The sequence below is a fragment of the Trichocoleus sp. Lan genome, from assembly GCF_039961855.1.
In the GTDB taxonomy this organism is placed as follows: domain Bacteria; phylum Cyanobacteriota; class Cyanobacteriia; order Cyanobacteriales; family FACHB-T130; genus FACHB-T130.
This window is the reverse complement of sequence record NZ_JAMPKA010000022.1, coordinates 1-24,304: the sequence shown is the minus strand read 5'-3', so window position 1 is coordinate 24,304 and position 24,304 is coordinate 1. Positions and strand designations below refer to the sequence as shown.

The 24,304-nt window shown below is 44.2% G+C and carries 22 protein-coding genes and 5 pseudogenes; 10 read left to right on the top strand and 17 right to left on the bottom strand.

Annotated features, from left to right (window positions below; translation table 11 throughout):
* Nucleotides 1–171: 171 nt before the first annotated feature.
* From NDA03_RS19220 to NDA03_RS19210, 3 genes and pseudogenes are all read left to right on the top strand, one after another.
* Nucleotides 172–906, top strand: a pseudogene (locus NDA03_RS19220) (PD-(D/E)XK nuclease family protein); the annotation flags it as partial.
* Nucleotides 907–978: 72 nt separating this feature from the next.
* Nucleotides 979–2,217, top strand: a pseudogene (gene rpoD / locus NDA03_RS19215) (RNA polymerase sigma factor RpoD); the annotation flags it as partial.
* Between the two features lie 21 nt (nt 2,218–2,238).
* Entirely contained in the window at nt 2,239–2,529 is a 291-nt protein-coding gene (locus NDA03_RS19210; RefSeq protein WP_242032587.1) for a tetratricopeptide repeat protein, read from the top strand.
* 29 nt (nt 2,530–2,558) lie between these two features.
* On the opposite strand, the pseudogene NDA03_RS19205 reads toward NDA03_RS19210, so the two are convergent.
* Nucleotides 2,559–2,799 (bottom strand): annotated as a pseudogene (locus NDA03_RS19205) (DUF433 domain-containing protein).
* Between the two features lie 2 nt (nt 2,800–2,801).
* Nucleotides 2,802–3,011 carry a hypothetical protein gene (locus tag NDA03_RS19200; protein WP_348238870.1) on the bottom strand — a complete coding sequence of 70 codons (210 nt, stop codon included), beginning with the start codon at nt 3,009–3,011 and terminating at the stop codon, nt 2,802–2,804.
* 539 nt (nt 3,012–3,550) lie between these two features.
* Here NDA03_RS19200 and NDA03_RS19195 point away from each other — a divergent pair.
* Entirely contained in the window at nt 3,551–4,276 is a 726-nt protein-coding gene (locus tag NDA03_RS19195) for a hypothetical protein (RefSeq protein ID WP_348238869.1), read from the top strand.
* A 403-nt stretch (nt 4,277–4,679) separates the two neighbouring features.
* Nucleotides 4,680–5,276 (top strand): hypothetical protein, encoded by a 597-nt coding sequence (locus NDA03_RS19190; RefSeq protein WP_348238868.1) that lies wholly within the window; start codon nt 4,680–4,682, stop codon nt 5,274–5,276.
* Between the two features lie 28 nt (nt 5,277–5,304).
* Here the strand turns inward: NDA03_RS19190 and NDA03_RS19185 are convergent, their stop codons facing one another.
* The 10 genes from NDA03_RS19185 to NDA03_RS19140 all read right to left on the bottom strand — a co-directional run bounded on the left by NDA03_RS19185 (nt 5,305) and on the right by NDA03_RS19140 (nt 11,357).
* Nucleotides 5,305–6,273 (bottom strand): protochlorophyllide reductase, encoded by a 969-nt coding sequence (locus tag NDA03_RS19185; protein ID WP_190536673.1) that lies wholly within the window; start codon nt 6,271–6,273, stop codon nt 5,305–5,307.
* 310 nt (nt 6,274–6,583) lie between these two features.
* Nucleotides 6,584–7,219: a discoidin domain-containing protein gene (locus NDA03_RS19180; RefSeq protein ID WP_348238867.1), complete on the bottom strand. Its 636-nt coding sequence runs from the start codon at nt 7,217–7,219 to the stop codon at nt 6,584–6,586.
* 119 nt (nt 7,220–7,338) lie between these two features.
* Nucleotides 7,339–8,205: an S-formylglutathione hydrolase gene (fghA, locus tag NDA03_RS19175; protein ID WP_348238866.1), complete on the bottom strand. Its 867-nt coding sequence runs from the start codon at nt 8,203–8,205 to the stop codon at nt 7,339–7,341.
* Nucleotides 8,206–8,348: 143 nt separating this feature from the next.
* Nucleotides 8,349–9,461 (bottom strand): S-(hydroxymethyl)glutathione dehydrogenase/class III alcohol dehydrogenase, encoded by a 1,113-nt coding sequence (locus tag NDA03_RS19170; protein ID WP_190536676.1) that lies wholly within the window; start codon nt 9,459–9,461, stop codon nt 8,349–8,351.
* Nucleotides 9,458–9,667: a hypothetical protein gene (locus tag NDA03_RS19165; RefSeq protein ID WP_190439535.1), complete on the bottom strand. Its 210-nt coding sequence runs from the start codon at nt 9,665–9,667 to the stop codon at nt 9,458–9,460. Before NDA03_RS19165 ends, NDA03_RS19170 begins: the two co-directional genes overlap by 4 nt.
* 46 nt (nt 9,668–9,713) lie before the next feature.
* Nucleotides 9,714–9,911, bottom strand: a complete 198-nt coding sequence (locus NDA03_RS19160; protein WP_190439532.1) for a hypothetical protein — start codon at nt 9,909–9,911, stop codon at nt 9,714–9,716.
* 177 nt (nt 9,912–10,088) lie between these two features.
* On the bottom strand, nt 10,089–10,505 hold the full coding sequence (locus NDA03_RS19155) for a retroviral-like aspartic protease (RefSeq protein ID WP_190439528.1): 417 nt from the start codon (nt 10,503–10,505) through the stop codon (nt 10,089–10,091).
* Nucleotides 10,498–10,716: a hypothetical protein gene (locus tag NDA03_RS19150; RefSeq protein ID WP_190439524.1), complete on the bottom strand. Its 219-nt coding sequence runs from the start codon at nt 10,714–10,716 to the stop codon at nt 10,498–10,500. The genes NDA03_RS19155 and NDA03_RS19150 overlap by 8 nt, the downstream gene beginning before the upstream one ends.
* Nucleotides 10,717–10,797: 81 nt before the next feature.
* Complete coding sequence (locus NDA03_RS19145; protein ID WP_348238865.1) at nt 10,798–11,136, bottom strand: DUF5615 family PIN-like protein; 339 nt, start codon at nt 11,134–11,136, stop codon at nt 10,798–10,800.
* Nucleotides 11,133–11,357 carry a DUF433 domain-containing protein gene (locus tag NDA03_RS19140; RefSeq protein WP_348238864.1) on the bottom strand — a complete coding sequence of 75 codons (225 nt, stop codon included), beginning with the start codon at nt 11,355–11,357 and terminating at the stop codon, nt 11,133–11,135. The genes NDA03_RS19145 and NDA03_RS19140 overlap by 4 nt, the downstream gene beginning before the upstream one ends.
* A 212-nt stretch (nt 11,358–11,569) precedes the next feature.
* Between NDA03_RS19140 and NDA03_RS19135 the strand changes: the two genes are divergently transcribed.
* Nucleotides 11,570–13,168, top strand: a complete 1,599-nt coding sequence (locus NDA03_RS19135; RefSeq protein ID WP_348238863.1) for a DUF262 domain-containing protein — start codon at nt 11,570–11,572, stop codon at nt 13,166–13,168.
* Nucleotides 13,169–13,224: 56 nt separating this feature from the next.
* Nucleotides 13,225–14,059: pseudogene (locus NDA03_RS19130) on the top strand (IS5 family transposase).
* A gap of 14 nt (nt 14,060–14,073) precedes the next feature.
* Here NDA03_RS19130 and NDA03_RS19125 read toward each other — a convergent pair.
* Together NDA03_RS19125 and NDA03_RS19120 are read right to left on the bottom strand one after the other, a co-directional pair.
* Nucleotides 14,074–14,285 (bottom strand): annotated as a pseudogene (locus tag NDA03_RS19125) (hypothetical protein); the annotation flags it as partial.
* Nucleotides 14,286–14,338: 53 nt separating this feature from the next.
* On the bottom strand, nt 14,339–16,591 hold the full coding sequence (locus tag NDA03_RS19120) for an FdhF/YdeP family oxidoreductase (protein WP_348238862.1): 2,253 nt from the start codon (nt 16,589–16,591) through the stop codon (nt 14,339–14,341).
* Nucleotides 16,592–16,961: 370 nt separating this feature from the next.
* Between NDA03_RS19120 and NDA03_RS19115 the strand changes: the two genes are divergently transcribed.
* From NDA03_RS19115 to NDA03_RS19105, 3 genes are all read left to right on the top strand, one after another.
* Nucleotides 16,962–17,261, top strand: a complete 300-nt coding sequence (locus NDA03_RS19115; protein WP_190429137.1) for a hypothetical protein — start codon at nt 16,962–16,964, stop codon at nt 17,259–17,261.
* A gap of 495 nt (nt 17,262–17,756) precedes the next feature.
* Nucleotides 17,757–18,110, top strand: a complete 354-nt coding sequence (locus NDA03_RS19110) for a hypothetical protein (protein ID WP_348238861.1) — start codon at nt 17,757–17,759, stop codon at nt 18,108–18,110.
* Nucleotides 18,111–18,336: 226 nt separating this feature from the next.
* Nucleotides 18,337–19,482: a hypothetical protein gene (locus tag NDA03_RS19105; protein WP_348238860.1), complete on the top strand. Its 1,146-nt coding sequence runs from the start codon at nt 18,337–18,339 to the stop codon at nt 19,480–19,482.
* 184 nt (nt 19,483–19,666) lie between these two features.
* Here the strand turns inward: NDA03_RS19105 and NDA03_RS19100 are convergent, their stop codons facing one another.
* From NDA03_RS19100 to NDA03_RS19090, 3 genes are all read right to left on the bottom strand, one after another.
* Entirely contained in the window at nt 19,667–20,197 is a 531-nt protein-coding gene (locus NDA03_RS19100; RefSeq protein ID WP_348238859.1) for a methylated-DNA--[protein]-cysteine S-methyltransferase, read from the bottom strand.
* Between the two features lie 12 nt (nt 20,198–20,209).
* Nucleotides 20,210–20,431, bottom strand: coding sequence for a hypothetical protein (locus NDA03_RS19095; protein WP_348238858.1), 222 nt, complete (start codon nt 20,429–20,431; stop codon nt 20,210–20,212).
* A 154-nt stretch (nt 20,432–20,585) separates the two neighbouring features.
* Nucleotides 20,586–23,066 carry an ATP-dependent Clp protease ATP-binding subunit gene (locus NDA03_RS19090; protein ID WP_348238857.1) on the bottom strand — a complete coding sequence of 827 codons (2,481 nt, stop codon included), beginning with the start codon at nt 23,064–23,066 and terminating at the stop codon, nt 20,586–20,588.
* Nucleotides 23,067–24,304: the final 1,238 nt, after the last annotated feature.

Here is a 24,304-nt window from a genome sequence, read left to right as displayed (position 1 = left end):
CTCTGTCGGCTGAGTTTGTGAGTAGTTTGGGGAGGATGCGATCACCTAGAGCCATCGACATCACTTTGCATAAAGTTTTGCTAACTGTGCCTTGATAACCGTTAACAGTAATTCAGTAATGGGAACTCTAAGAATTGAGCCTACTCTACTCCTTGCCAAGGATCGCGATTAATGACACTGCTTAACCAGCTAATTGAGCAAGTAATACATTGCTGCCAAAAACGCAGCAATACAGCCCTTGATGATATATTTGAGAACCTCAATGAGCAAGTTTTAGCCAGAAGCTTGCAGAGGTTGGAAGGTGACACAGCTAACTGGTTCTGTACTTACCTAAAGCACAAGCTGTCTAGTGTTTCAAGCATTCTTCAAGAAACAACACTCCATCAGCCACTAGGTTACTACCCCGCAAAGGAGCAACATACAGGCTCGGAGGAATTACAGAAACAATCGCGGGACGAAGTGCGAGACCGTGGGAAACGCTTGCATGAGTGGATAGAGAACTGCCTAAATAACAGATACCAATCTTGCTCAAAAGACCTAGAACCGTGGTGTAGATCAATCGAGCCTGCACTGAGACAGATACAGCGGGTGCTGTACGTAGAAGATTTTGTATTTAATCTAGAGCTAGGCTATTGGGGAAAAGTTGACTGTATTGTGCAATTGAAGGGAGCGCTCTGCCTTATAGACTGGAAAACCACCCATCAGCCCTATCCAGTGGAGCGGATACACGAATATAAAATCCAATGTGTTGCCTATCTGAATGCAGCAAATAAAACTTACGGCTTGGATTTAAGACACGCATTAATTGTGATTGCCCTACCAGACCAAAAACCACAGATAGTCCCGATACAATTAGAAATGCTGAATAAGTATTTCCAAGAGTGGCGGCAAAGGGTAAAGAGATTTAAGACAGAAGTTCTTACACCAGGAGCCATAATTACTCACTCAGACGGCTCAACTACCAAGGTAAGAAGGGTAATTAGATATCGGATAAACAAAGCAATTGAAACTATTATCCAACCTCAAAGCCAGTTAGAACAATTATTTGAGGTTGAGGATAACCAATATAAACTGGTGGATGTCGAAGCAGATGAGAGTGGAGATGAGTATAGTGAAGATTGCTTTATCCATCCTCGCGCCCGAAAAAATAACAGACACTATACGGAAGATTCTATTCGCATATACTTACAAGAAATTGGCAGAATTCGTCTTCTACGATCTGATGAAGAAATTGAATTCGCCCGTAAAGTGGCAGACCTAATGGAACTAGAAAGACTACGTGAGCAATTCATTAAGCAGCTAAATCGCGAACCGCAGGATATAGAGTGGGCAGAAGTAGTATTAAAATCTGAGTGCTATTGGGAGAAGCTTTCTAAAGAACTCCGGCGGGATCCTCAACAAGAAGAGTGGTTACAAGAGGTCAAAAAGCACCTGCCCAGGTTCCGTCACCGCCTCTATATAGGTCGTCGCGCCAAAGATAGAATGGTGCATTCAAACCTGCGTTTGGTTGTCTCAATTGCCAAAAAATACATGAATCGAGGATTAGCGTTCCAAGACTTGATTCAGGAGGGTAGCCTGGGTTTAATTCGGGCGGCGGAAAATTTTGACCATGAAAAGGGTTATAAGTTCTCAACTTACGCACCTTGGTGGATTAGGCAAGCAATTACCCGTGCGCTAGCTGACCAATCTCGCACAATTCGTTTGCCTGTTCATCTGTATGAAACTATCTCTAAAATTAAGAAAACTAGCAGGCTTCTTTCTAAAGAGATGGGTCGTAAGCCCGCTGAAGATGAAATCGCTACTCGCATGGAAATGACCATTGAGAAACTGCGATTTATCACCAAATCTGTTCAGTTACCCATTTCTCTGGAAACTCCTATCCATGTAAATTTAAACAAAGACCCGTGGTTTTATAAGGGAGAAGCACAGGAAGAGTTGTGTTTAGGAGATTTGATTGAAACAGATGAGCAAGACCCAGAAAATCAAGTTTCCAAAAACTTGCTGCGGGAAGACTTAGAAAGCGTCCTCGATACCCTTAGTCCTCGTGAAAGGGATGTAATACGTCTGCGCTACGGGTTGGATGATGGACGGATGAAAACTCTCGAAGAAATTGCCCAGATTTTCAATGTAACTAGGGAACGGATTAGGCAAATTGAAGCCAAAGCTCTTCGCAAACTGCGCCATCCCAATCGCAACTCTATTCTTAAAGAATACATTTGTGGAAATAATTCCTATGACTTGCGAAAAGATGAGTATCGGCAGCAGTCTGAACCAAACCAGAGCCATACAGAGGAAGTTAAAAAGGATTCCTCCCATCCTCAAGATGCAGTTGCTTACTTCAATCAAGGAGTTGAGCGTTATCAACTTGGAAATTTTCAAGGAGCAGTTGAGGACTTTACTCACGCAATTTATCTCAATCCCAACTATGCTGATGCTTACAACAGAAGGAGTAGTGCTTATGCGGCTTTGGGAAACTATCCAAAAGTAATGGAAGACTTACAGACAGCAACAAACCTCTACCTTAGATAAGCGATCACTTATCAGCAAAAGATTCCATATCAAACCGCCTCGGATGCGAGTGGAAGAATATACAAGGATTCTTCACGCCTACACTCAGCGGTAAAAGCGAACACACCTCTTAGTGACTCAGGAGTTAGTGAAGGGTTATTTTCCAGCACTTGTTGTTCGGTCCATCCTACGGAAAATAACCCACGCAAAAACTCTACTGACAGGCGAGTTCCTTTCACAACTGGCTTACCTAGCAGGGGAGTCAGAATGAATGTATTCCCGCCAGTCCATCTTTACTTAAACTTTATGGTAAACTCTGCTATTGCCCTCGGTGTAGTGGTGTTTTGAATAGAAGAGAAGTGCGATCGCTCTCCCGGATTACTTGGCATCAATAGCGATTTGGGGAATACTTCATCTAGATTCTCGTTGACGATAGTGGATTCCCAGACGCGATCGCTACCGTTGCTGGTTACGGCTTGATTTTTACCTTCAGTATGAGTCACTGACTTAAGCCTGAACCACGTAGGCTGGATTTCCTTCGACGAACCCAGCTAAACCCTTTGAACTGTTGGGTAACGCTTAGCCTCATGGAACAAACCTACGAATTCTCACATTTCTCCTTATTTCAGTGCCATTTATCTATACACGCTCACTGCTACAAATGGCTTAATACTCAGCATAACTGGTTGATTTTATCTATAAATATTCAGTAAAGATTGTCTATAAAAAAATAAAGATTTAGTAAAGGTACGCCTTTAATTGAAAGTTGTTTCGCTTTACTAAGTTTGTTTTATATCTATCAGCTTTCGCTAATAGCTTATAGCAGTTATTGAAACAGTCAGTCCTTTGATAGAAGTAACAATCCGCTCTTGAGATAGAGCCATTCGTGCGTTTGCAAAAGTTATTCTGAAAACAATTCAAGCAGAAGTAGCGAATCAAACTACAACAAAGCTAAGAATTCTTTTTTGAAAGAAAGTGCGTCACGCCGACAGACTTTCAAGGTTCTATTTTATCTACATTTTTTTGGAGTTTATCAACAGCTATGACTAATCCAAAGGATTACCAAACTTATAACCGTGAAGTTCGTCAGGATTCTTACAATGACGCTAACGGTCATACTCACACCAACGTAACGCGAACAGAAACAGTTAATAATGGCGTTGTTAAACCTAACGCTGACTCCTACCGGGATGGTTACGTTAGCGGGCGAGTCTCCGAGCGCAGCTACCAAGAAGAGAATTTAGCGGTTCGGGATAACAACAATGCCGCGAGTGGCTTGGTAATTGGCTTGCTCCTGACTTCGCTGGTAGGCTTGGCCGCTGGTACTTGGTTCTTTTTAAACCAACGGAATGACGCACCCGCTCCGGTTATCCCAAATATTGTGGTTCCTAGACAACCAGATGCCAAGCCAGCTCCTGAAGCGAAGCCAGCTCCTGAAGCAAAGCAAGCTCCTAGAAAAGAAACCACGATCATTGAAAGAACTAGGGATGTTTTGGTTCCAGTTCCTCAACAGCAAGCTCCGGCACCTCAACAGCAGGCTCCGGCACCTCAACAGCAAGCTCCGGCACCTAACATCAACATTACTGTGCCCAATGCTGAGCCAAAGCAGCCTGAGGCTCAACAAGCACCTTCGACACAAACTGCTCCCACACAGTCCGAAAGTGAGAGCGATCGCACTCCAGCTCAAGACGAATCGAGTGCAACAGATTCAACATCCAGCAGTCAACAAAACCCTGCTGCCGATAGTCCGGATGGTTCGGCTCAGTAACAGCCATAAAAAAGCCGCGATCGTCCCACTTCAAGCGTTAATATTTTGAAGAAGAATAGCCTCAAAGTGAATGGCTTTGAGGCTATATTTTATGTTTGGTAAAATACCCACCTAAAGAATGACAATCAGCTTTACTACCCACCCCTCACATAGTTGATGAAGCAGGGGGAGAGTTTTCATGGTGGGTTATTTCTGCCGAGCTGGTCTAGTTGCGACGTGAAGTAAGCTGCTGTTGAGTACAAGCACTTTTATAGAAAGCTTGAAACCAAGACTTCTACCTGGTTGCGTGACAATTCGTTGCGACCATCAACAATTTGACAACTGGGCAAATAAATATGTATTTAACACACCCAAGCCGGGAAAAACGGCTAAAATTTTAATCTAAATTTTTTTACAGAGGTCTATGAATAACTCCTCTAACTTCGCAATGCTAAAGAGTGCGGAATGGAAGTTTTGGTTAGGCTGGATTGCTTTATCTACTATAGGTAGTTTGCTTGGAATCGTTGCTGGCTTTTTTGTAACAATTTTGACAGGAGGTCTTAGCGCCAATGGATTTCCCCTTGGCTGGACTGTTGTATGGGCTATTTTGGGGTTCTTCCAATGGTTGTTGCTGAAGCGGCGAATTAAGAGATCGAGTTTGTGGATTGCAGTGTCTGCTATAGGCGGAGCTATAGCTTTACCAGTATGTGTGCTAGCGAGTTACTCTATATCTACAAATGCACTATCTGATTTTTTTAGTGACTTTCTATCATTGAATCTAAATAATTCGTATAAGCTTTTTAGCCTATCTAAGATAGGTGCAATAAATGAAGCAATTGTTGGAACTGCACAATGGTTCTTGCTGAAGCGGCAGATTTCGAGAGCGGGTTGGTGGATTCCAGTTTCTGCGTTAGGCGGGGCAATGATTCTACCTCCGATTAGTGCTGCAATTAAAGGTTTAGCTTTGGTTTTGATGTTTCGGCAGACAACATCAAAACCAGATAGCTATATTCAAGAATGACCAATAATTCGCTAACGCCCAGCCTTCGTTACGCTACTCCAACTAACTTAGCGCTCAAATCCCACAGCTTTTGAGCTTTGTTATCATCGCTGGCTTCGTCAGAAACCTCTTGCACAAAAGACTGACGACCGGGTTTCTGGCGATTTCCCCAACTCCAATACATCCCGGATTCCTTGTATTCAGGATCGGCAACAATCGCTGCAACCCTTTCCCCTGCCAACTCCTGAGACACGTATCCCCCAGTGATGTTCTTTTGAAACAGCGGGAAGATTTTCCGAAACAGAGGATAGTGGTTGCGGAATAGGGGCGTATCTGCAACGCATCCCGGATAGAAGGAGTTAAAGGTAATGCCTGTGGAAGAGTGATAGCGCCGATGCAGTTCCCGCATGGTTAAAACATTGCAAAGCTTGCTATCTTTGTAAGCTTTGCCTGGTTTAAACTTCTTGCCGTTAATCATCGCAATTGGTTCTTTAAAACCAGCTTCAAAGCCTTGGAGATTGCCTAAATCTGGAGGCGCTGGAATCGGAATCTTACCTCCTAACTCCTTCGGATTCGCCGTCACAGTTCCCAAAATCACAAGTCTGCGATCTGGATAAGAGGACTTTTTCAGATCCTCCAGCATCAAGTTGCACAGCAGGAAATGACCGAGGTGATTCGTCGCCACACTCAGTTCATAACCTTCTGCACTCCGCATAGGTTCTTTTAATAAAGGTAGATAAACTGCGGCATTGCACACCAAAGCGTCCAAGGACTTGCCGCTGGCTCTGAAGTTATTCACGAACTGGCGAACGCTCTCCAAAGAAGCTAGGTCAATTTGCATGAGGGTGTAGCTGTCTTGGGGAATTTCCACCGTTTCGGCAGCTTTTTTCCCCTTCTCCAAATCCCGACAAGCCATCACTACGTGCCATCCCTTTTTGGCAAGCGCTTTTGCACCGTACAAACCAACCCCTGACGAGGCACCCGTGATTACAACTGTTGGCTTCCGATGTGATTCCATTGTGTTTAGACTCCGTTGACCGCCGTTAACTGTCTCTAGGATCTAGGATTTTACACCACTGGGTCATCAGCTCTTATTTTTCGAGGTGCGCTGTTATGAGTATCTTGGGGAAAGTTTTCTATCCATACTGGTTTTGCAATCGTCCATCAACAACACCAATTCAGTAGCGATCGTACCAACAATTTTGTAACTACCTGGCGCTCGCGTACTTGACTTGCTAATACCATTTAGCAGCGGCAAGCAACGCGAACTTCGCCAAATTTAGCTTTATCTAATAGCTCTGTTTTACTTAGAGCGTTCAGCGTAGCGATTACCGTTTAACAGACTTTGAAGAATAAGCCCTGAGTTGATGAAAAGTACCCCAACCATTCCATTGTCCGTCCGGTGGTTCCCAATATTTGACATATCTCGCAGCAGTCGGTTTGATTGCAACATCGATATCCAGTTTATTGAAAACAGTTGTTGGCTCGTAAGGATGAACAAGGTTGGAAACTAACTGCCAAGACTTGTTATCGGTTGATACTTCGACTCGAAATGTCAAGGAATTCTTAAACGCGCCATCCCAATCGATGTTATAGCCGACTCCATTAAGTTGATAAACGGAACCCAAATCCACAACTTGAAACGTGCCCTTACCATTATTCGTTTCATTTCCCCATCGACCTAGCTGTGGATAATTTGTTGTTGTTTTGTAATCCACATTATCATTGGCATTGGCCCAACCTGGGTAAGTAATTCCTCCGCCTCTGGCAATCACCTGTTTTTTCGCAGCAACGTTAACCCCTGGAAAGTTAAGTTTTTTTGCAACTTTAACTTCTCGATCGGGTTGAGCTTTTGATGGAAGCGGGGAGGAGTTTTTTAAGTCTTGGGTAGATTTAGAACAACCAACTAGCGTGAAAACGACAAGAAAAGCAAAGGCAGATAATTTAACACCTTGTATTCTCATTTAATGTCTCGATTAGCTTTTTGCGAAAATCAATTTGCATTCACATAAATAGATAGTTTTTATCTACTTCGTAGGGAAATGTAAATAAAATATTATTGGTTTTTCCTAGGTTAGAGTAATCAAAAGCCCGGTTGAGCCAAAGCAGCCGCGTGGTGAGCGAAATGATCGCCGATAAATGAGGCAATGAAATAATAACTGTGATCGTAACCGGGTTGTTTGCGGAGAGTGAGGGGATGATTTACCTCGGCACAAGCTTGTGCAAAAACGTCGGGTTGCAATTGTTCGCCTAGAAATTGATCGGCATCTCCCTGATCGAGCAAAATGGGCAATCTTTCTGGAGCAGATTTAATTAGATGCATCGGATCGTAAGCTAGCCAGTCAGATTTATTGTCGCCCAAATAATTTTGAAACGCTTTTTGTCCCCAAGGGACAAGGCTTGGGGTAACAATTGGAGAAAAGGCGGAGACACTTTTAAACATTCCGGGATTTTTCAGGGCGATCGCTAAGGCACCATAACCACCCATTGAATGTCCGAAAATGCCCCGAATTGCCATGACGGGGAAATTTGCAGCGATCGCTTCCGGCAGTTCTGAAACTACATAGTCATACATCCGATAATGCTTTGCCCAAGGCATTTGCGTTGCATTGAGATAGAATCCCGCACCTGTTCCCAAGTCCCAGCTATCTTCTTCTCCAGGGACATTACAGCCGCGCGGACTGGTATCGGGAGCAACCACAATTACACCGTATTGCGCTGCAAATTGCTGTGCGCCTGCTTTACTGATGAAATTTTGTTCTGTGCAAGTTAGTCCACTCAACCAATAGAGTACGGGACACGACTGCGTTTCAGCTTGGGGAGGAAGATACACGCCAAAATTCATCTCGCAGTCGAGTACCGCAGAGTGATGGCGGTAGACAGATTGCCAGCCACCGAAACTCCGGTTGCGGCTGACTAAGGTGAGGTTTGTCGGGATGGGTTGGTTCATGACTGATAATGCTGCATACCAAGTTCTGCGCGATCGAGAAGAACCCCACTCCCAGCTCCTCCCCGCTCTTCGTGGAGGGGAGCTATAGCCTGCGGCTATGGCGGAGTGGGGTTCTTTTAATTATGGGCAAGCCGGACATGATATTACGAATACAGAATCACAGAACGAATGCTCTTACCCGCGTGCATCAAATCGAACGCTGTGTTAATTTCCTCTAGTGGCATCGTCTGAGTGATGAATTCATCAAGCTTAATTTCGCCTGCGAGATACCGTTCTACATAACCAGGAAGTTGCGATCGCCCTTTGACTCCGCCAAAGGCAGAACCCCGCCACACGCGCCCCGTAACCAGTTGGAACGGACGAGTGCTAATTTCTTCTCCCGCACCCGCAACCCCAATAATCGTCGATTCTCCCCAACCTTTATGACAAGCTTCAAGGGCAGCTCGCATCAAGTTAACATTTCCGATGCATTCAAATGTATAGTCAGCACCGCCATCCGTAAGTTCGACAATCACTTGCTGAATTGGCTGCTCGTAATCTTTGGGATTGATGCATTCTGTCGCACCTAACTGCATTGCCAGTTCAAATTTACTGGGATTGATATCTATGCCAATAATCCGCCCTGCTTGAGCCATTACGGCTCCCTGAACGACGCTTAACCCAATTCCCCCCAAACCAAACACCGCAACCGTTGAGCCTGGTTCCACTTTCGCCGTGTTCAATACAGCACCAATGCCTGTAGTAACGCCACATCCTAAGAGGCAAACTTTTTCTAACGGCGCGGCTTTGTTAATCTTGGCGATCGCAATTTCGGGCAATACGGTGTATTCGCTGAACGTACTGGTGCCCATGTAGTGATAGATAGTTTCACCGTTCTTGCTGAATCGGCTGGTTCCATCGGGCATCAATCCTTTGCCTTGCGTGGCGCGAATTGCCTGACACAGATTGGTTTTTCCAGACAGACAAAACTTGCATTGCCCGCACTCTGGCGTATACAGCGGAATTACATGATCGCCTGGTTGCACGCTGGTGACGCCAGCACCCACTTCTTCCACAATCCCGCCGCCTTCATGCCCCAAAATTGTTGGGAAAATGCCTTCCGGATCTTTACCAGACAGCGTAAATGCATCCGTGTGGCAAACGCCTGTGGCAACAATCCGAACCAAAACCTCTCCAGCTTTTGGCCCTTCCAGGTCAATTTCTTCAATTTCTAAGGGCTTGCCAGTTTCCCAAGCGATCGCGGCGCGTGTTTTCATCGTGACTTCCTGCCAATTTTGCCTAGCACCCTATCATCCAGAATTTCGCCAGAGATAGCGAGAGCTGTAATTCTTACTTTAGCGATCGCAGTTCGTTTCGCGGGTGAAAACGACCCAGAAGTTTTAAAAATTCCTTTGCGATCGCCTGTTTCTGCGTCTGACTTACTGCTTTCTAACTGGTTTCTGCGTCCTTTTTTCTTGGTCAAGGACTCAATAAAATCAAAATATTCAATTTGAATGTTAGGCTGCTTCTCAACTGCTACCCAATTTTCTCTTAAGAATCTCTTCCATTTCCCTCAAATCTTCTTCATTTTTGGGAAATCGATATTTTCGGCTATTAGGATTACCACGTTTAATCAGAGCTTCAATTGCTTCATCATCCTCTCGGTGAGCCAAAACATAGGCTCTCAGTTCTTGACGGGTCCTTTTGCTAAAGTCAGGCTTCATCATTAAAGCGACCTTGACTATCGGAAAAAATTATAATTTCTGCGCCTCTCAGTCACAGCAGCAAGGATAAACACTATTTTGGTGTTCTGGTTATACCGCAATACATAGAAATTGGCGATCGCACTCAAGCCGAGAGAGAGTCAAAGTTGCGATCGCGCATTTGTGCTTAACACTCACTGTTCACTGCTTTGGTGACAAATCAAACCACATCTGCGATCGATAGAAGCATACATTAAATTCCAAGAAGAAATTCATACGTCCCAACAGTAATGGCACATCGTCTGACAGACTCCACGCAAATACCAAACGAACAGGCACAAAATCCCTAATTTTAGCAGATACTAACAATCCTTTTGCCTCAACAGGAGCTAGATTTCCTGCAAGCATGACTGAGGTAGTTTGCTCTTCCCAAACTGCTCCTAATTGAATGCCGACACTGTAAGGTAGAACGTTGATGCTAGCTCCAGTGTCCAACAACCCTGAAATCTGCACAGTAGTATCTCGGTAAATTAAGGTTAGAGGTAACTCTGGTACAGCATCAGGAACTCCAAAGGCATCATTCCTCTCTACAAACGGGAATCTTTGAGAGTTAGGCATTGTCCGTCTGGCTATCCTCTTCCAGCAATTGAGCTAGTTTTTGGGCAGCTTCGTGGGAATTGTAGGGCGACCAAACTGGATATATCCCCCCAGCTTCTAATAGCAGCGCATCTTCTTCCTTCGCTAATTCTAAAACTAGAAACTGCATGACTTTAAGCTTGTCTGCACGAGACAAGCTTCGTAAGGTGGGCATTAGTTCTACTATATTCATGGCAACCACAACAAAAATAATTCAGTGCTTCTATTTTTCCACAAGCACCTGAGAGCGATCGCTAGTCCTTCCGTTGATGGACTAATCCCCGCTAATCTCCACTAACATCTCGCCTGAGCGCAAAAGCTCCAAAGCGTCTGGCAATGTTGCACTCAAAATCTCTCGCAATCGCGTATTGGATGTATTGCCACACGTCAACCAGATAATTTGTGGCGGTACCCCGTAGCGATCGACCAAATCAACAAAATCTCTGTCCTTAGTCATAACGATCGCTCCTTGTGCTTTTGCTGCCTCGAAAATCTCAAAATCTTCAGCGTCTCTCAGACCAATATCGCGCAAGGCTACTGCTGTCACTCCAAATGTATTGACAATCCAGGGTGCGATCGCTGGCGACAGTTGTGCATCTACCCAAATCGTCATGCCACCAAAACTGGATGATTGAGTTTACGCGCCGCGTAGGTGAGTGCTGCTTTCAGATCCTCCATTTCCAGATCGGGCATTTCCTCCAAGATTTCTTCGGCACTTAAACCAGCCGCAAACAAGTCCAGCACATCGGATACCCGAATTCTCATACCCCGAATGCAGGGACGACCTCCACACTGCTTCAAATTAACTGTAATTCTGTCAAGCAAATTAGGCATCCGATTTCACTCCCAGATGAATCATCATTTCAGTGTGGATCGCATTTGCCCAACTTGCAAATCAAAAAACCTGAAGCTGCGATCGCTCCTTTCCGCTTTGGACTGAGCTATTGTTGCTTTTGCAGAAACTCTCTTAACTGGTTTTCTTACCAGCGTAAAGCTTGTAACTGCTATACTTAGGAGATTAAAATTCCACCCATTAAAATTTAACAATGGATTATCAGTCCTGCTCTATCAGACAGCTACTAGGTTCAGTAATTAGTGGTAACATCCGCATCCCAGCTTTTCAACGTGCTTTTGTTTGGGAAATGGATAGAGTAGCGTACTTAATGGACAGTATTTATAAAGGATATCCTTTTGGCTCTATATTGTTTTGGAGAACCAAATCTAAGCTCAGTGTAGAGAGGATGCTAGGACAATTTCAACTTCCAAATCCTACAGAGGATTATCCAATAGATTATGTGCTGGATGGTCAGCAACGTGTCACATCAATATTTTCTGTTTTTCAAACTGAGCTAGAACCAACTGTAGATAATGGATGGCTTAGTATATATTTTGACCTAGATGCAAATGAGGATGTACAGCAAAGTCAATTCCTCGCACTAGATACTTCTCTTGTTATTTCAGACAGGCATTTCCCATTGAATGTTTTATTTGACTCTGTTAAATACAGAGAGGCAACCGACAACTTTACTACGTCACAGATTAAACGAATTGATAAGCTCCAAGAGAAATTTAAAGAAGTATCTATTCCTATTCAATTTTTAAAAACTGATGATAGAACTATTGTTGGTATTGTCTTTGAAAGAATAAATAGATTAGGAATGCCATTAGATACCCTCCAATTACTGACAGCATGGACATGGAATGAAGATTTTGATCTATTAAAAAGTTTTAGAGAGCTTAAAGAGGAACTTGAAGAATTTGGTTTTTCTGAAGTTGGTGAAGATTCAGATCTTATTTTAAAGTGTACTGCTGCTATTATGAAAGCAGCTCCTACTCCAGAAAGCTTGCTAGAATTAAACGGTCAAGAGATTCGAGCAGCTTTTCCCAAGGTTAGAAATGGAATTATGGGTGCGATTGATTTTATGAGAAAGCAATTAAAAATCACCGCACTAAAAAATTTGCCTTATTCAACATTAATAATTCCTTTGACTGTTTTTTTTGCAGAGCCTGACGGAAAAGAAGTATGTTATGATTCCAAAGTTTATAACAGATTAAAAAAATGGTTTTGGCGGTCATGTTTTACTGGAAGGTATAGCAATCAAGTAAAAGCTACTACCATAGATGATATTAAAGAAATTAGCAAGCTGAAGAATGGCGAGGCAAGCAATTTAGGCGAAATAACTTGTAATATTAAGCCTGAGTTTTTCCTGGAAAATTGCTTTAAATCGAATAACAGCACTACTAAAACTTTTGTTCTTGCTCTTGCAAATAATAATCCCAAAACTTTCTTGTCTGGCTCATCGATTGATTTAGATAGAGTTTTGCAAAAGTACAATAAAACTGAGTTTCATCATATTTACCCCAAGGCATATTTACAAAAAAAGAGTTTTTCTAATGAACTAATTAACTGTCTAGCTAATTTTTGCTTTATAAATGCTTCGGAAAATAAAAAGATTAGTAGTAAGAAACCATCTGACTATGTTTGCTTAATGCCTGCTGATAAAAATATATTCAAGGATATTTTGATAAGTGCCTTTTGTCCTGAAGACACATTTAACGACAATTTCACCGATTTTTACAAAAAACGAGCAGAATTATTAACAGTTTATGTTAAAAAACTAATTCAAAGCTCTTCAATAGATTAGACCTCTTGCGTGAATAGGTAGAAGGTGGATAGAAGTAGGTTAAGGAGGAACTAGCCATGACCTACGAGCAACTCAAATCCCTCAAGCCCAGTGCCTTTAAGCGCAGATGTGGTGTTCATCAAGACACCTCCCTTGCAGATGGTCGAGATCCTGCGTCCGCATCTCGATCGTCGCGGCTTCCGAGGTGGACAGCCAAAACTCGGCGTCGAAGACCAACTGCTGGTTGTGCTGGAGTAGGAGCGAGAATATCGCACTCAGTTTCATATTGCGACCAGTTGGGGAATCAGTGAGTCAGCCGTGTGTCGCCTCCCCCACGAAGGTAGAAACGTTGCTAATGCGCTCTGGCAAGTTCCGCTTACCTGGAAAAAAGCAGCTTTATGCCAACGCTTACACCTGGAATGTGTTGGTGGTCGATGTGACTGAGAGTCCAATCGAACGTCCAAAAAAAAAACAGCGAGGCTACTACAGTGGCAAGAAGAAACGGCACACGTTGAAAGCCCAAGTGGTAGTCAACCAAGCCAACGGGCAAATCATCTGCACAGCATTTGGTAAAGGGCGAGTGCATGATTAGCGAAAAGTTCAAGCTCAATCGTATCCCGATGCTGCCAGAGCAACTTTGTTTGGCTGACGCCGGGGTATCAAGGTATGGCAAAACTGCATCCAAGCAGTTGTACCCCAACCAAAAAGTCACGCAAAGCCAAACTGGACAAGTTTGAGTGTCAGCACAATCGGTTGTTAGCACGGTTGCGAGTAGTAGCAGAACACATCAATCGCAAGCTGAAGGTCTTTCGCATTCTGGCAGAGCGTTACCGGAATCGACGCAGGCGCTTTGGCTTACGATTCAACTTGATTGCTGCCATTATTAACTTTAAGCTTGCCTCCTCTTCCTGATTCATGCAAGAGGTCTATTGAAAAGTAAACTTACGATTAACCTTACCTAAGACAATAGCATTATGAGCGAAATGCTCACCTATAAATGAGGCGATGAAATAATAGCTGTGCTCGTAGCCCGGTTGTTTGCGAAGAGTGAGAGGATGATTCACTTTCGCACAAACTTGAGCAAAACATCGGGTTGTAATTGTTCATCTAGAAATTGCTCTGCATCTCCCTGATCGATTTCTCTGGCACGAATGAGATGAATTGAGCTTTTTCTTTCCCTATAAGACACAATTAGTAAACCACAACCGGAACTCGCTTAAACGCAGGTATCCCAGACTGCTTATCTATACGCGCCTTAAAGATTACATTAACTTCGGGATAAAACATCATTGCTGCTCCTTGACGCACAGCACCAAAGATAATTTCAACATTCTCTAACTTGCCTGCATCGCCTTGCACTGTCACTCGTTGATGCTCTTGCCATCCTGCTTGTTTTGCATCGGATGGATTCATTAAAATGCAGTTGCGGTGCGGCATTCCGCGATATTTGTCGCCTGGTTTGTAAACTACCGTGTTGTGTTGCGAGTAGCTGCGTCCTGTCATCAATGCTAATACAATCGCCTGCGAAGATTCTGGCACTCCAAAATCTTTTGCTTCCGGCAAATGCAATTTCGGTAATGGCGTGACAAACATATTCGCTTTACCGGACGATGTAGCAAATTTGGGTTCGTTGAAAATGCGTCCGGCGATGGTAAATTCTTCCTTGGTTTCATCAATCGTCGCCATCTGCTCAAAGCCAGGAATTGTTTTGGCAATCAGTTGGCGGACATATTTAGTATCTTGTAGTTTGCGCCAATCAACCGGATCGCTGCCAAGAATCCGATGCGCTAATTGTGTGAGAAATTCCACCTCCGAAATCAAATCCGCATCCTTGAGATGGGTTTTACCAACATCATTTAGCCGCACAAAGTTGTTGCCGGATTCCGTAGTAGTTTGGTGCGGATTTTCAAAGCGGTTAAATACGGGAATGATGATGGTATTTTTCTGCGCTAATCCGTGAAAGTGTCCTAAATTCGGTTTGGTGGCGAGGTAAATAATCATTTCAATATTGCCTAAAGCTCGCTTTGCTTGATTTAAGTCAGGGTTCGCCGCATACAGATTCCCACCCAGGCAAATCAACGTGTCTACTTTGCCTGCATCAGCCGCATCAATTAAGTCGCGGGCGCGATATCCAGGGTTGCGGTTGAGCGATCGCCCTAGCAATTTCTCTAACGCTTCTTGAATCTCTTTTTTGAGTTGGACTGTGACTCCCATCGAGCCAAAACCCTGGACGTTGGAGTGTCCCCGGATGGGCATCGTACCGCCGCCGTCTTTGCCCGCATTCCCCGTCAGCAGAGCCGTGTTAGCGATCGCATAGATGTTGTCCACGCCGTTTTCTTGCTGCGTTGCACCCATCGCCCAAGCGAATACAACCCCCTTAGAAGAGGCGATTATTTCTGCGGCGACTTCGATCTCCTGCTGGGAAACACCGCAAGTTTGCGCGATCGCATCCCACGAAATAGAGTTAGCATAATCGACAACCGCTTCCCAACCCTCAGCATGGGCGCAAAGATAATCTGTTTGAATTAAGTTGCGTTCGATTAGCGCTTTTTGGATGCCGATAAATAGCGCCACATCGCTACCGGGAATCGGTTGCAGATAAAGTGAGGAAATTTCCGATCCGGTAAATAGCGACTTGAGGGGAAACGCTGGGGAGGCAAACTTGACTAACCCCACTTCCACTACTGGATTAACGACAATAACTTTACCACCGCGATCGCGCAACTCAATCAGTTCGTTCATCAAGCGCGGATGGTTAGCAGGCGCATTCGACCCGATCAGCACCACGCATTCTGCCTTTTTCAGGCTATCCAGACTGACCATTGAGGTGCCAGAACCAAACATCTGCTTCAGTCCCACCGTCGATGGGACGTGGCACAAATCCGAGCAATCTGCCAAATGATTCGACCCCAGCGATCGCATCATCAGTTGCAGCAGATAAGCCGCTTCATTTGAAGATCTCCCGGAACTATAAGAGGCGACTCGTTCCGGCGACTTGCGAAAACCAGCTTCGCTAATCTCGTAAATCTCATCCCAGGAAATCCGCTCGTAATGAGATTTCCCCTCGCGCAGAATCACGGGAAAGCTGAGACGACCCAGCCGATCCGCTTCTAAGGAAGTTAACTGCTGGAGTTCGGCGATACTGTGGCGGTCGAAAAAATGGTTTGAGACGGCTGGTTGCAACTCGGCGGAAATTGCCTCTACGCTTTTGGCGCAGCGTTGCATCGTTTCCCCCAACTCGTTCGCGAAGCCCCCTTTTTGTCCCCCCGTTCCCCAAGCACAGGACAAGCAAGCACTTTTATGCAACAACGTTTGCCACAGTTTTGGCCCTTCGGGTGATAGGGTATGCTCTGCCCAATATTGGACGACGGGCAAACCGCCACCCATGTCTGGAGCATTGCTGGTTGCTTTGATTGCGTCTTCTGGTTTAATTTCTGCGTCCATACAGCTTCCTCTTGAATGCAGCGCCACTCATCTGTCAGCCTGGAATGCGTTTTCTCCCTCTGAATTTATCTTGAGCCAAATACTATCTAGAGGGACTTGAAATCAGCGTAACTCATCAAAACTTCTCTCGCACGATTGTATGGATGTGCGATCGCAATAGCGTAGAGAGGCGTTAGCCCAGTGCTGACTTGTCAGTTCCCCTCTGATGCCTTGAGAGCTTTTTTACTGGAAAACTAGCTTCTTAAACATCTGCTCATCACTTCAATCGTAGCTTTGTGCTTCTCTATCCTTAAGCAGATTGTTAGGTGCCTTCCCTCAGCCTGCAACTGTGCCGTGGAATAATGAGTACACAACTGTTCCTAAAATTTTTATGACCACTTCTCAAAGCCAGGGCTATCTCGTCACGATCATTTGCGAAACGGTATTGCAAGATCGCCTAGTTAAGTTGCTCAGCGGATTGGGTGCTTCTGGCTACACCATTATTCCAGCCAAGGGCGCTGGTAGTCACGGTAAACGTATGGGAGATATCGCTGGCTATAACACCAACATTGAAGTCAAAACCATTGTGTCAAAAGAGATATCAGACCAATTGCTAGAAGACCTAAAGGAGTTTTCGAGCAATCATGCCTTGATTGCCTTTCGTCAAAAGGTAGATGGCTTGTTTGATTAAGTAGTTGAATCTAAACTCTGACTGGGGCGATAGATTTCCACTTGCCGAGTTTTAGGAGCGATTAATCAGCCTAAGCGATCGCTACTGTGTAGATGCCATGACAGTTAATTATCCCTGAGTAGTTTGTGCCATCCTCAATTCGGAATTCTCCTTAACCATTTGCATAAATTACTCATTGGTAATATTTAGGTAACAAGGAATTCTGAATTGAGGTGAGGCAAGACACTCACCTGTAGAACGAGCAAATTATCTCAATTCTGGCGATTCACAAATGATGTTAATTAACAGGGGTGGAACAAGCCATCTCAAGAGTGGTTATTTAACGGATAAGTTATCTAAGGCTAAGTTGAGCGGCAGATAGGCTCAAACTAAGCGCTAGGAGAGGACTTTCGGCTGTCCGCTCCAATCAGGGTAAGCTGGCAAATACACCTACACTAACAATTCTCTACAAAAGCCTGTTATAACTGGGAAGACGTACTTAGGGCTATCTCTTCTATGCTGGAAACTGAATTAGCGGCAGCAACAGTCAAGATTTTACTCGGTGTACTCGATAAAGTGACTGGAGGAGCTTTAGAGGAAGTTGGCACACAAATACTTCAATACTTACAGAGCAAGCTTCAAGGGAATCTCAGGTTAGATAAAGTCAAGGAAGAGCCATCACTATTAAAAGCAACAGTTCTAGATAAAGCTTTAAACGATAAAACTTTTAAGAATGAATTGGAGCAACTTGTATTTAAATTTCAAAAGTTAGAGAACAATACTGCAAAGGTTAATCAAACTACTCAATCTGGAGTCAACATTAATGCTGAGAATAGTAAAATTGTAGGACAGATTTTTCGTAACCAATAACTACAATTATAAAAATCTGCTTGATGCAGATTTAGAGCCTCTTAGTATAGGAGGCAAAATTTTAAACTATTTTAAGGTTTTAATATTCCTAATATCAGCATTCGTTTTCTGGCTTCTCTTCGGCTGGTTTGCTGATTACTCGTTTCCTTATGAGCAAGCAATCGAGTTAATTTTATGCTGCTTTAAGGGAACTATTTCCGCTAAAGTTAATAAATTGCAGAAACAATTGCAAGAAACTGAACTTCCCTATCAAGTGAATGATCAAAGACAACAAGTGGAGAGGCTGAATAATCTTGATTCACAGGCATGGTTGTACTTAGGAGTTTTGGAGCGATTAGGTACCCGCAAGGCTGAAAGTCACGAACGAATTGCAAAGACGATAGAAGCTCTGAGGCAAAAAAAGGGTGAAATTCAAGATGAGCTAAAACCACGAAGACCAGAAAAATATCACGCTTTAGAGAAATTAAAAGCTAGAACACAAGATATTTTTGCTTTTATTCCTTCAATCCAAGCTAAACGAGATTTTGAGCATATTGAAAAAATAATAAATGAGTTGATTTTATCTAATAAAAATAAACAGCCTTCTAAAACAGTTATCCAAGATGTACTTGAAGAGTTATCTTTGAGAACATCTCGGAATGCTAGTAAAATTAGCCCTGCTAGATTAGGGCTAGTGTATAGAGTTGAAGAATTACTTTACTCAATATCTCAAAAACAAATTTCCAATCTTAATAGGTCTGAATTAGATGAACTAAATGAAAAATTCGTCAATGAGCTAAAGGATCAAAGAGATATCTTATCTAAAGAATTCAACAAATTGCTTTCAGATAAATATGCTAAACAGCAAGAATTGGAAATATATTCTATAAAGTTAGATAACCTCAATAAGGAAATAGCCGAACGTGAATCAGCACTATCCAGACTTCAAGGAAAAATTGAAAAATATATTCAATTAGAGCAAGTAAACCAAAATAAAATTAATAATTTAAATAGTAAATTAAACGAATTGAATAGGAAATTACTTGAATTAGAAGCCCAAAAGAAAACCTGGACTGCTCAAAAGAGCCGGTTAATTCAAGACCTTAATCAGGAGCAACAAAATGTAAATAAACTAAACACTCAACTTTCCAAATACTCTCAAATAAGAATTATGAATGGTAAATATATTGGAAATTTGAGCGACAAAAGCAGTAAATATCATTTCGAGCAAAAATGTAATCACTGGAAAATGCTAGTTGGAGACTATGTATTGAGGTTAGATGATTCACGACAAATTGTAAGCAGCAGTACCCCAACTGTATTCTTGAGAGAGGGATTAGGAGAATGCGAGGTTTGCTCAGGAAGAAAAAGCTTAAGAAGACGCAGAGCGTAAATAGATTGAATTGTTCAAGGGAGCGATTACTTCATAGATAACTTCAAAGCACGTTAAGTTTTAACAAGCCAGATTCTGAACACATTGGGTCAGGTAATATTTGCCCACCAAATCTCTGCGCGATAAATCCAATTGCGTAACTGTAGGGCAGAAAGCTATTTGAGCGGACAATACTTTATTACATTCAGTTGTTTCCCAAAGCCATTGTTAATTGCCGACTAGATTTTGCGCTATGTCTACGTTCAAGTTCGAGTAAACCTTCTTTAAGACGGACTCCACCTCTAAAACCAGTAAGTGTGCCGTTGCTGCCGATAACACGATGGCAAGGCACAATAATACACAGAGGATTTTTACCGTTGGCTGCTCCGACGGCACGCGCTGCTGTTGGCAATCCTATTTTTCTTGCTAGTTCTCCATAAGATATCGTTTGACCGTAAGGAATCGATTGGAGGGCTTTCCAAACCTGCTGTTGAAACACCGTACCTATAGGGGCAAGTGGTAGCGTGAATTGATACAATTCGCCATTGAAATATGCCTGAAGTTGCTCAACGGCGTTACCGTCTAGCTTCTTTTGGAAATGCCAAGCGGCTTCTGGAGACTTTGCAGCTAGCCCTTCTTGAAAGTCTATCGCCACTAGCCCGACTGAGTTTTGGGCGATTAAGATACGTCCCAGAGGGCTATCCATGTAGGTATAGAAAATTGGAGCGGAAATCATATAAATTCCTTTTTACTTAAATTGCCCAGAACGCGATCGCCTAAAACACCAGGTATATTTTTGCATGGATTCCCATCTGTGCATCATGGGAATGCGTTGACGAAGCCCACCGAAAGTATCGCTTATCAGCAACCCATACCATCGTTCAACCCAACAAATATTTATAAGAGTTGGATTGGTTTCCTTAAACGCCACGACGCAAGGACGCGGAAACTCCCGCTTGTGACTCGCCAACCTCTGTGGATTTTAAATTTTTAGCTCTAATTGCTACATCTCGCCAGCAGCCTTTTTTGAGCAGAAATGGACGGTTGCAAAAAAAATCCCCTGGCAGAAATGCCAGGGGATGAAAGTGCTAAATCTTAGCTAATGAATTGAGGAACTTATGCTCTTAGGCGACCGGAAGTAACTCACGCTGTTCGGATTTGACTACCTGAATCTGACCGTCATCGTCAACATCAATGATGGCAGTGTCTCCATCTTGAATGGTGCCAGATAGCATGGCTTCAGCCAAGTTGTCTTCCAGGAGTCGCATAATCGCCCGACGCAGCGGTCTTGCACCGTAAGCAGGACTGTAGCCTTCGGTAACGACACGGTCTTTGAAGCGATCGCTGACTTCCAGCGTAATTCCCTGTTCGGTTAAGCGTTCGGCGATTTCGCGCAGCATGATTACAGAAATTTGCTTCACTTCGTCCTTCGTCAACTGACGGAAGACAATGATCTCGTCGAGACGATTGAGAAATTCAGGACGGAAGTATTGCTTGAGTTCTTCATTCACCAAAGCGCGAACATGGTTGTATTGCGCTTCAGCTTGATTATCAGTTACCTCGAAGCCTAGACCGCCGCCGCCTTTCTCAATGACTTTAGAACCGACGTTGGAAGTCATGATAATCAAGGTGTTCTTGAAGTCTACTGTGCGACCTTGAGCATCGGTCAGGCGACCGTCATCCAAGAGTTGCAGCATCATATTGAACACATCGGGGTGAGCTTTTTCGATTTCGTCGAATAGTACCACCGTGTAAGGCTTGCGACGCACCGCTTCGGTTAATTGACCGCCTTCGTCGTATCCTACGTATCCAGGAGGCGAACCAATCAGCTTTGAAACCGTGTGGCTTTCCATGAATTCCGACATATCCAGGCGGATCATCGCTTCTTCGGAACCGAAGAAGTAAGCAGCCAAGGACTTCGCAAGTTCCGTCTTACCAACTCCGGTGGGGCCAGAGAAGATAAAGCTGGCGATGGGGCGGTTGGGGTCTTTTAGACCAACGCGGGCGCGGCGAATCGCCTTAGAGGCCGCGGTGACGGCTTCCTCTTGACCGATGAGACGCTGGTGCAAGGTATCTTCTAAGTGCAGCAGTAATTCCGATTCAGATTCGGTGAGTTTGCTGACAGGAACTCCAGTCCAGGAAGCAACGATTTGAGCGATGTCTTCTTCGTTAACCACTGGGGAATCTTCAGGGTTAATGACTTCTGCCTTTTTATTGTCAGAAATCGCCTTCAATTGTGCCTCAAGTTCCAACTCGCGATCGCGCAGTTGTCCCGCTTTATCAAAGTCTTGAGCCTTCACAACCGCTTCTTTCTCTTTGGTCACTTCACGCAGTTCGCGCTTCAGTTGTCCAGTCCCAGAAGACTTGCTGTTTCTCAAATGGACGCGAGAACCCGCTTCATCAATCAGGTCAATTGCCTTATCCGGCAAGTAACGGTCTGAGATATAGCGATCGCTCAAGCTGGCGGCTGCAACCAGAGCAACATCAGAGATTTTAACTTTATGGTGCTGCTCGTAGCGATCGCGCAGACCAAATAAAATTTCGATGGTTTCACTGACGCTGGGTGCGCCTACCATAATCGGCTGGAAGCGACGTTCTAAAGCTGCATCTCGCTCAATGTGCTTGCGGTATTCATCCAGGGTTGTCATTCCCATGCACTGCAACTCGCCCCGCGCTAATGCTGGCTTGAGGATATTCGCGGCATCCATGCCACCTTCGGTTGACCCCGTACCAATCAGCGTATGCACTTCGTCAATGACCAGAATGACGTTCCCCGATGTCCGAACTTCATCCACAATTTTCTTGAGACGTTCTTCAAATTCGCCCCGGAATTTGGTACCCGCGATCAGCGAACCCATATCCAGACCGATCACTTGCTTATCTTCCAAGAAGCCAGGAACGTCTTTATTCACAATCCGCTGAGCTAAACCTTCAGCGATCGCAGTTTTACCAACTCCTGGCTCTCCAATCAACACCGGGTTGCTCTTGGTGCGGCGAGCTAATATCTGGATAGCGCGTTCGATTTCTTTGGTGCGACCAACGACCGGATCGAGCTTGCCTTGTGCAGCGAGTGTCGTCAGATTCGTGCCGAACTCATCTAACGTTGCGGTTTTGCGATCGCCACGTCCGGATGTCGAACGATCTTCTCCACTGCCAGCAGAGACAGCTGTGACCTCTCCCAGCATCCGAATCACGGCGGTACGGAGGTTATCGGGGTTAGCGTTCAGGTTTTGCAGCACTTTGGCGGCAACCCCTTCCCCTTCTTGAATTAACCCCAGCAGCAGGTGTTCCGGGCCTACATAGTTATGTCCGAAAGCCTTTGCTTCCAGAAAGGCTTGCTCGAAAACACGCTTCACCTTAGGAGTGAAGGGAATTTCAGAGGGTACAAAGCGAGACCCCCGACCAATAATTTTTTCTACCTCAATCCGGCATGCTTGGAGGGTGATGCCTTGATCGATCAGAACTTTAGCCGCCACACCCGTGCCTTCTGCAATTAATCCTAAAAGGAGTTGCTCGGTGCCCACGAGGTTGTGTCCCAGGCGACGTGCTTCTTCCTGGGATAGCATAATTACCCTAACGGCTTTGTCTGTGAAATGTTGAAACATAGCAACTTTCCTCTACCGAGCTGTTTAGGCTATGGGTGAAGTGGCATTTCCCCATGCATAAACTTTTATGTACTTGCTTAATTAACAATGTATCTCCACCCTGATAGCGATCGCAGTGGGCACAACCGTATGAAATCAGGTGTAGTTGCCGCCTATGCATGGGAATAGAAGCGCGATGCATATATGGCGGAAAAAAATATACCTCGGTAGTTAGAAATTTAGGTATATAAATGGAGGGATAATTTTAAAATTCTTCCCTACCGTCGCCAACATTCAACCAGAAGCAGCTTCATCAATTCTTATAAACTTAATAATCCTTATTATTAAGTCCCCATACATCGCTCCCTGTATTCGTAGCTTAAGATACCAATCAGAGTTTCATCCACTAAAAATGTCGGAAAACCTTATATTTCTACCTGGCGGTATATTTATATCTCCTGCATGAATCATGAGGTCTAATGATTCTGGCGTGTGCAACGGCAGGACTAGACATGAGATCGTAAAGCTATCATGTAATCGACAGCCGTTCTCATTGGGATCTCCCTCCTTTAGTTTTGAAGCCCAGCGAGCGATAAAGACATTGCCCTAGTATTTCACTATCGCTCCGGCTTGATATCCTTCAGGCTTTTCCACTCAGCCAGGAACGAGTGAATCATCTTGAGAAAATCCCCTGATTGAACTCTTTCGGTAGATGTAAATGGGGTGTAAAGTATGGGCGAAGCAAGTGCATCCCAAGGTAAGCAAAAATACCGGAATCCGACTGCCAACTTCTGATTTTCAGATGAAAAACGGCTGAATCATTCGCTCATAGTGTTCGCAATTCGAGCATTAGAGAATAACACCCTCTCTTAGGATTCAACTTTTCCTACAAGCTCGCTGCATCAAGATCCGGTTGTTTTTATACACCTCTAAAGTTCCAGCCTGCGGATTATCTAACGTACCATCCCACACCCAATATTCATATTTTCTATTCCGAAACTTATACACTCAAACGCCTTCTGTCCTTTGGCTAGTTCCTCTGCCCAAACTTAAATTCCCGTTGGGATTAGTTGCACGATAGAGTAGTTCACCAGAAGTATGTTTCTGCCAAATATTGATGTTATAACCACCCTGGCAGTTCATACTTAACGTCAGTTCGGGTTAAGCCGAAGGCAGCAAGTTGTGGTCAATGGCAATCGCTGGCTTCTTCGGTTGATGGCAGTAGGCAATCAATCCGCAGAGAATGTTGACAAAGCAGT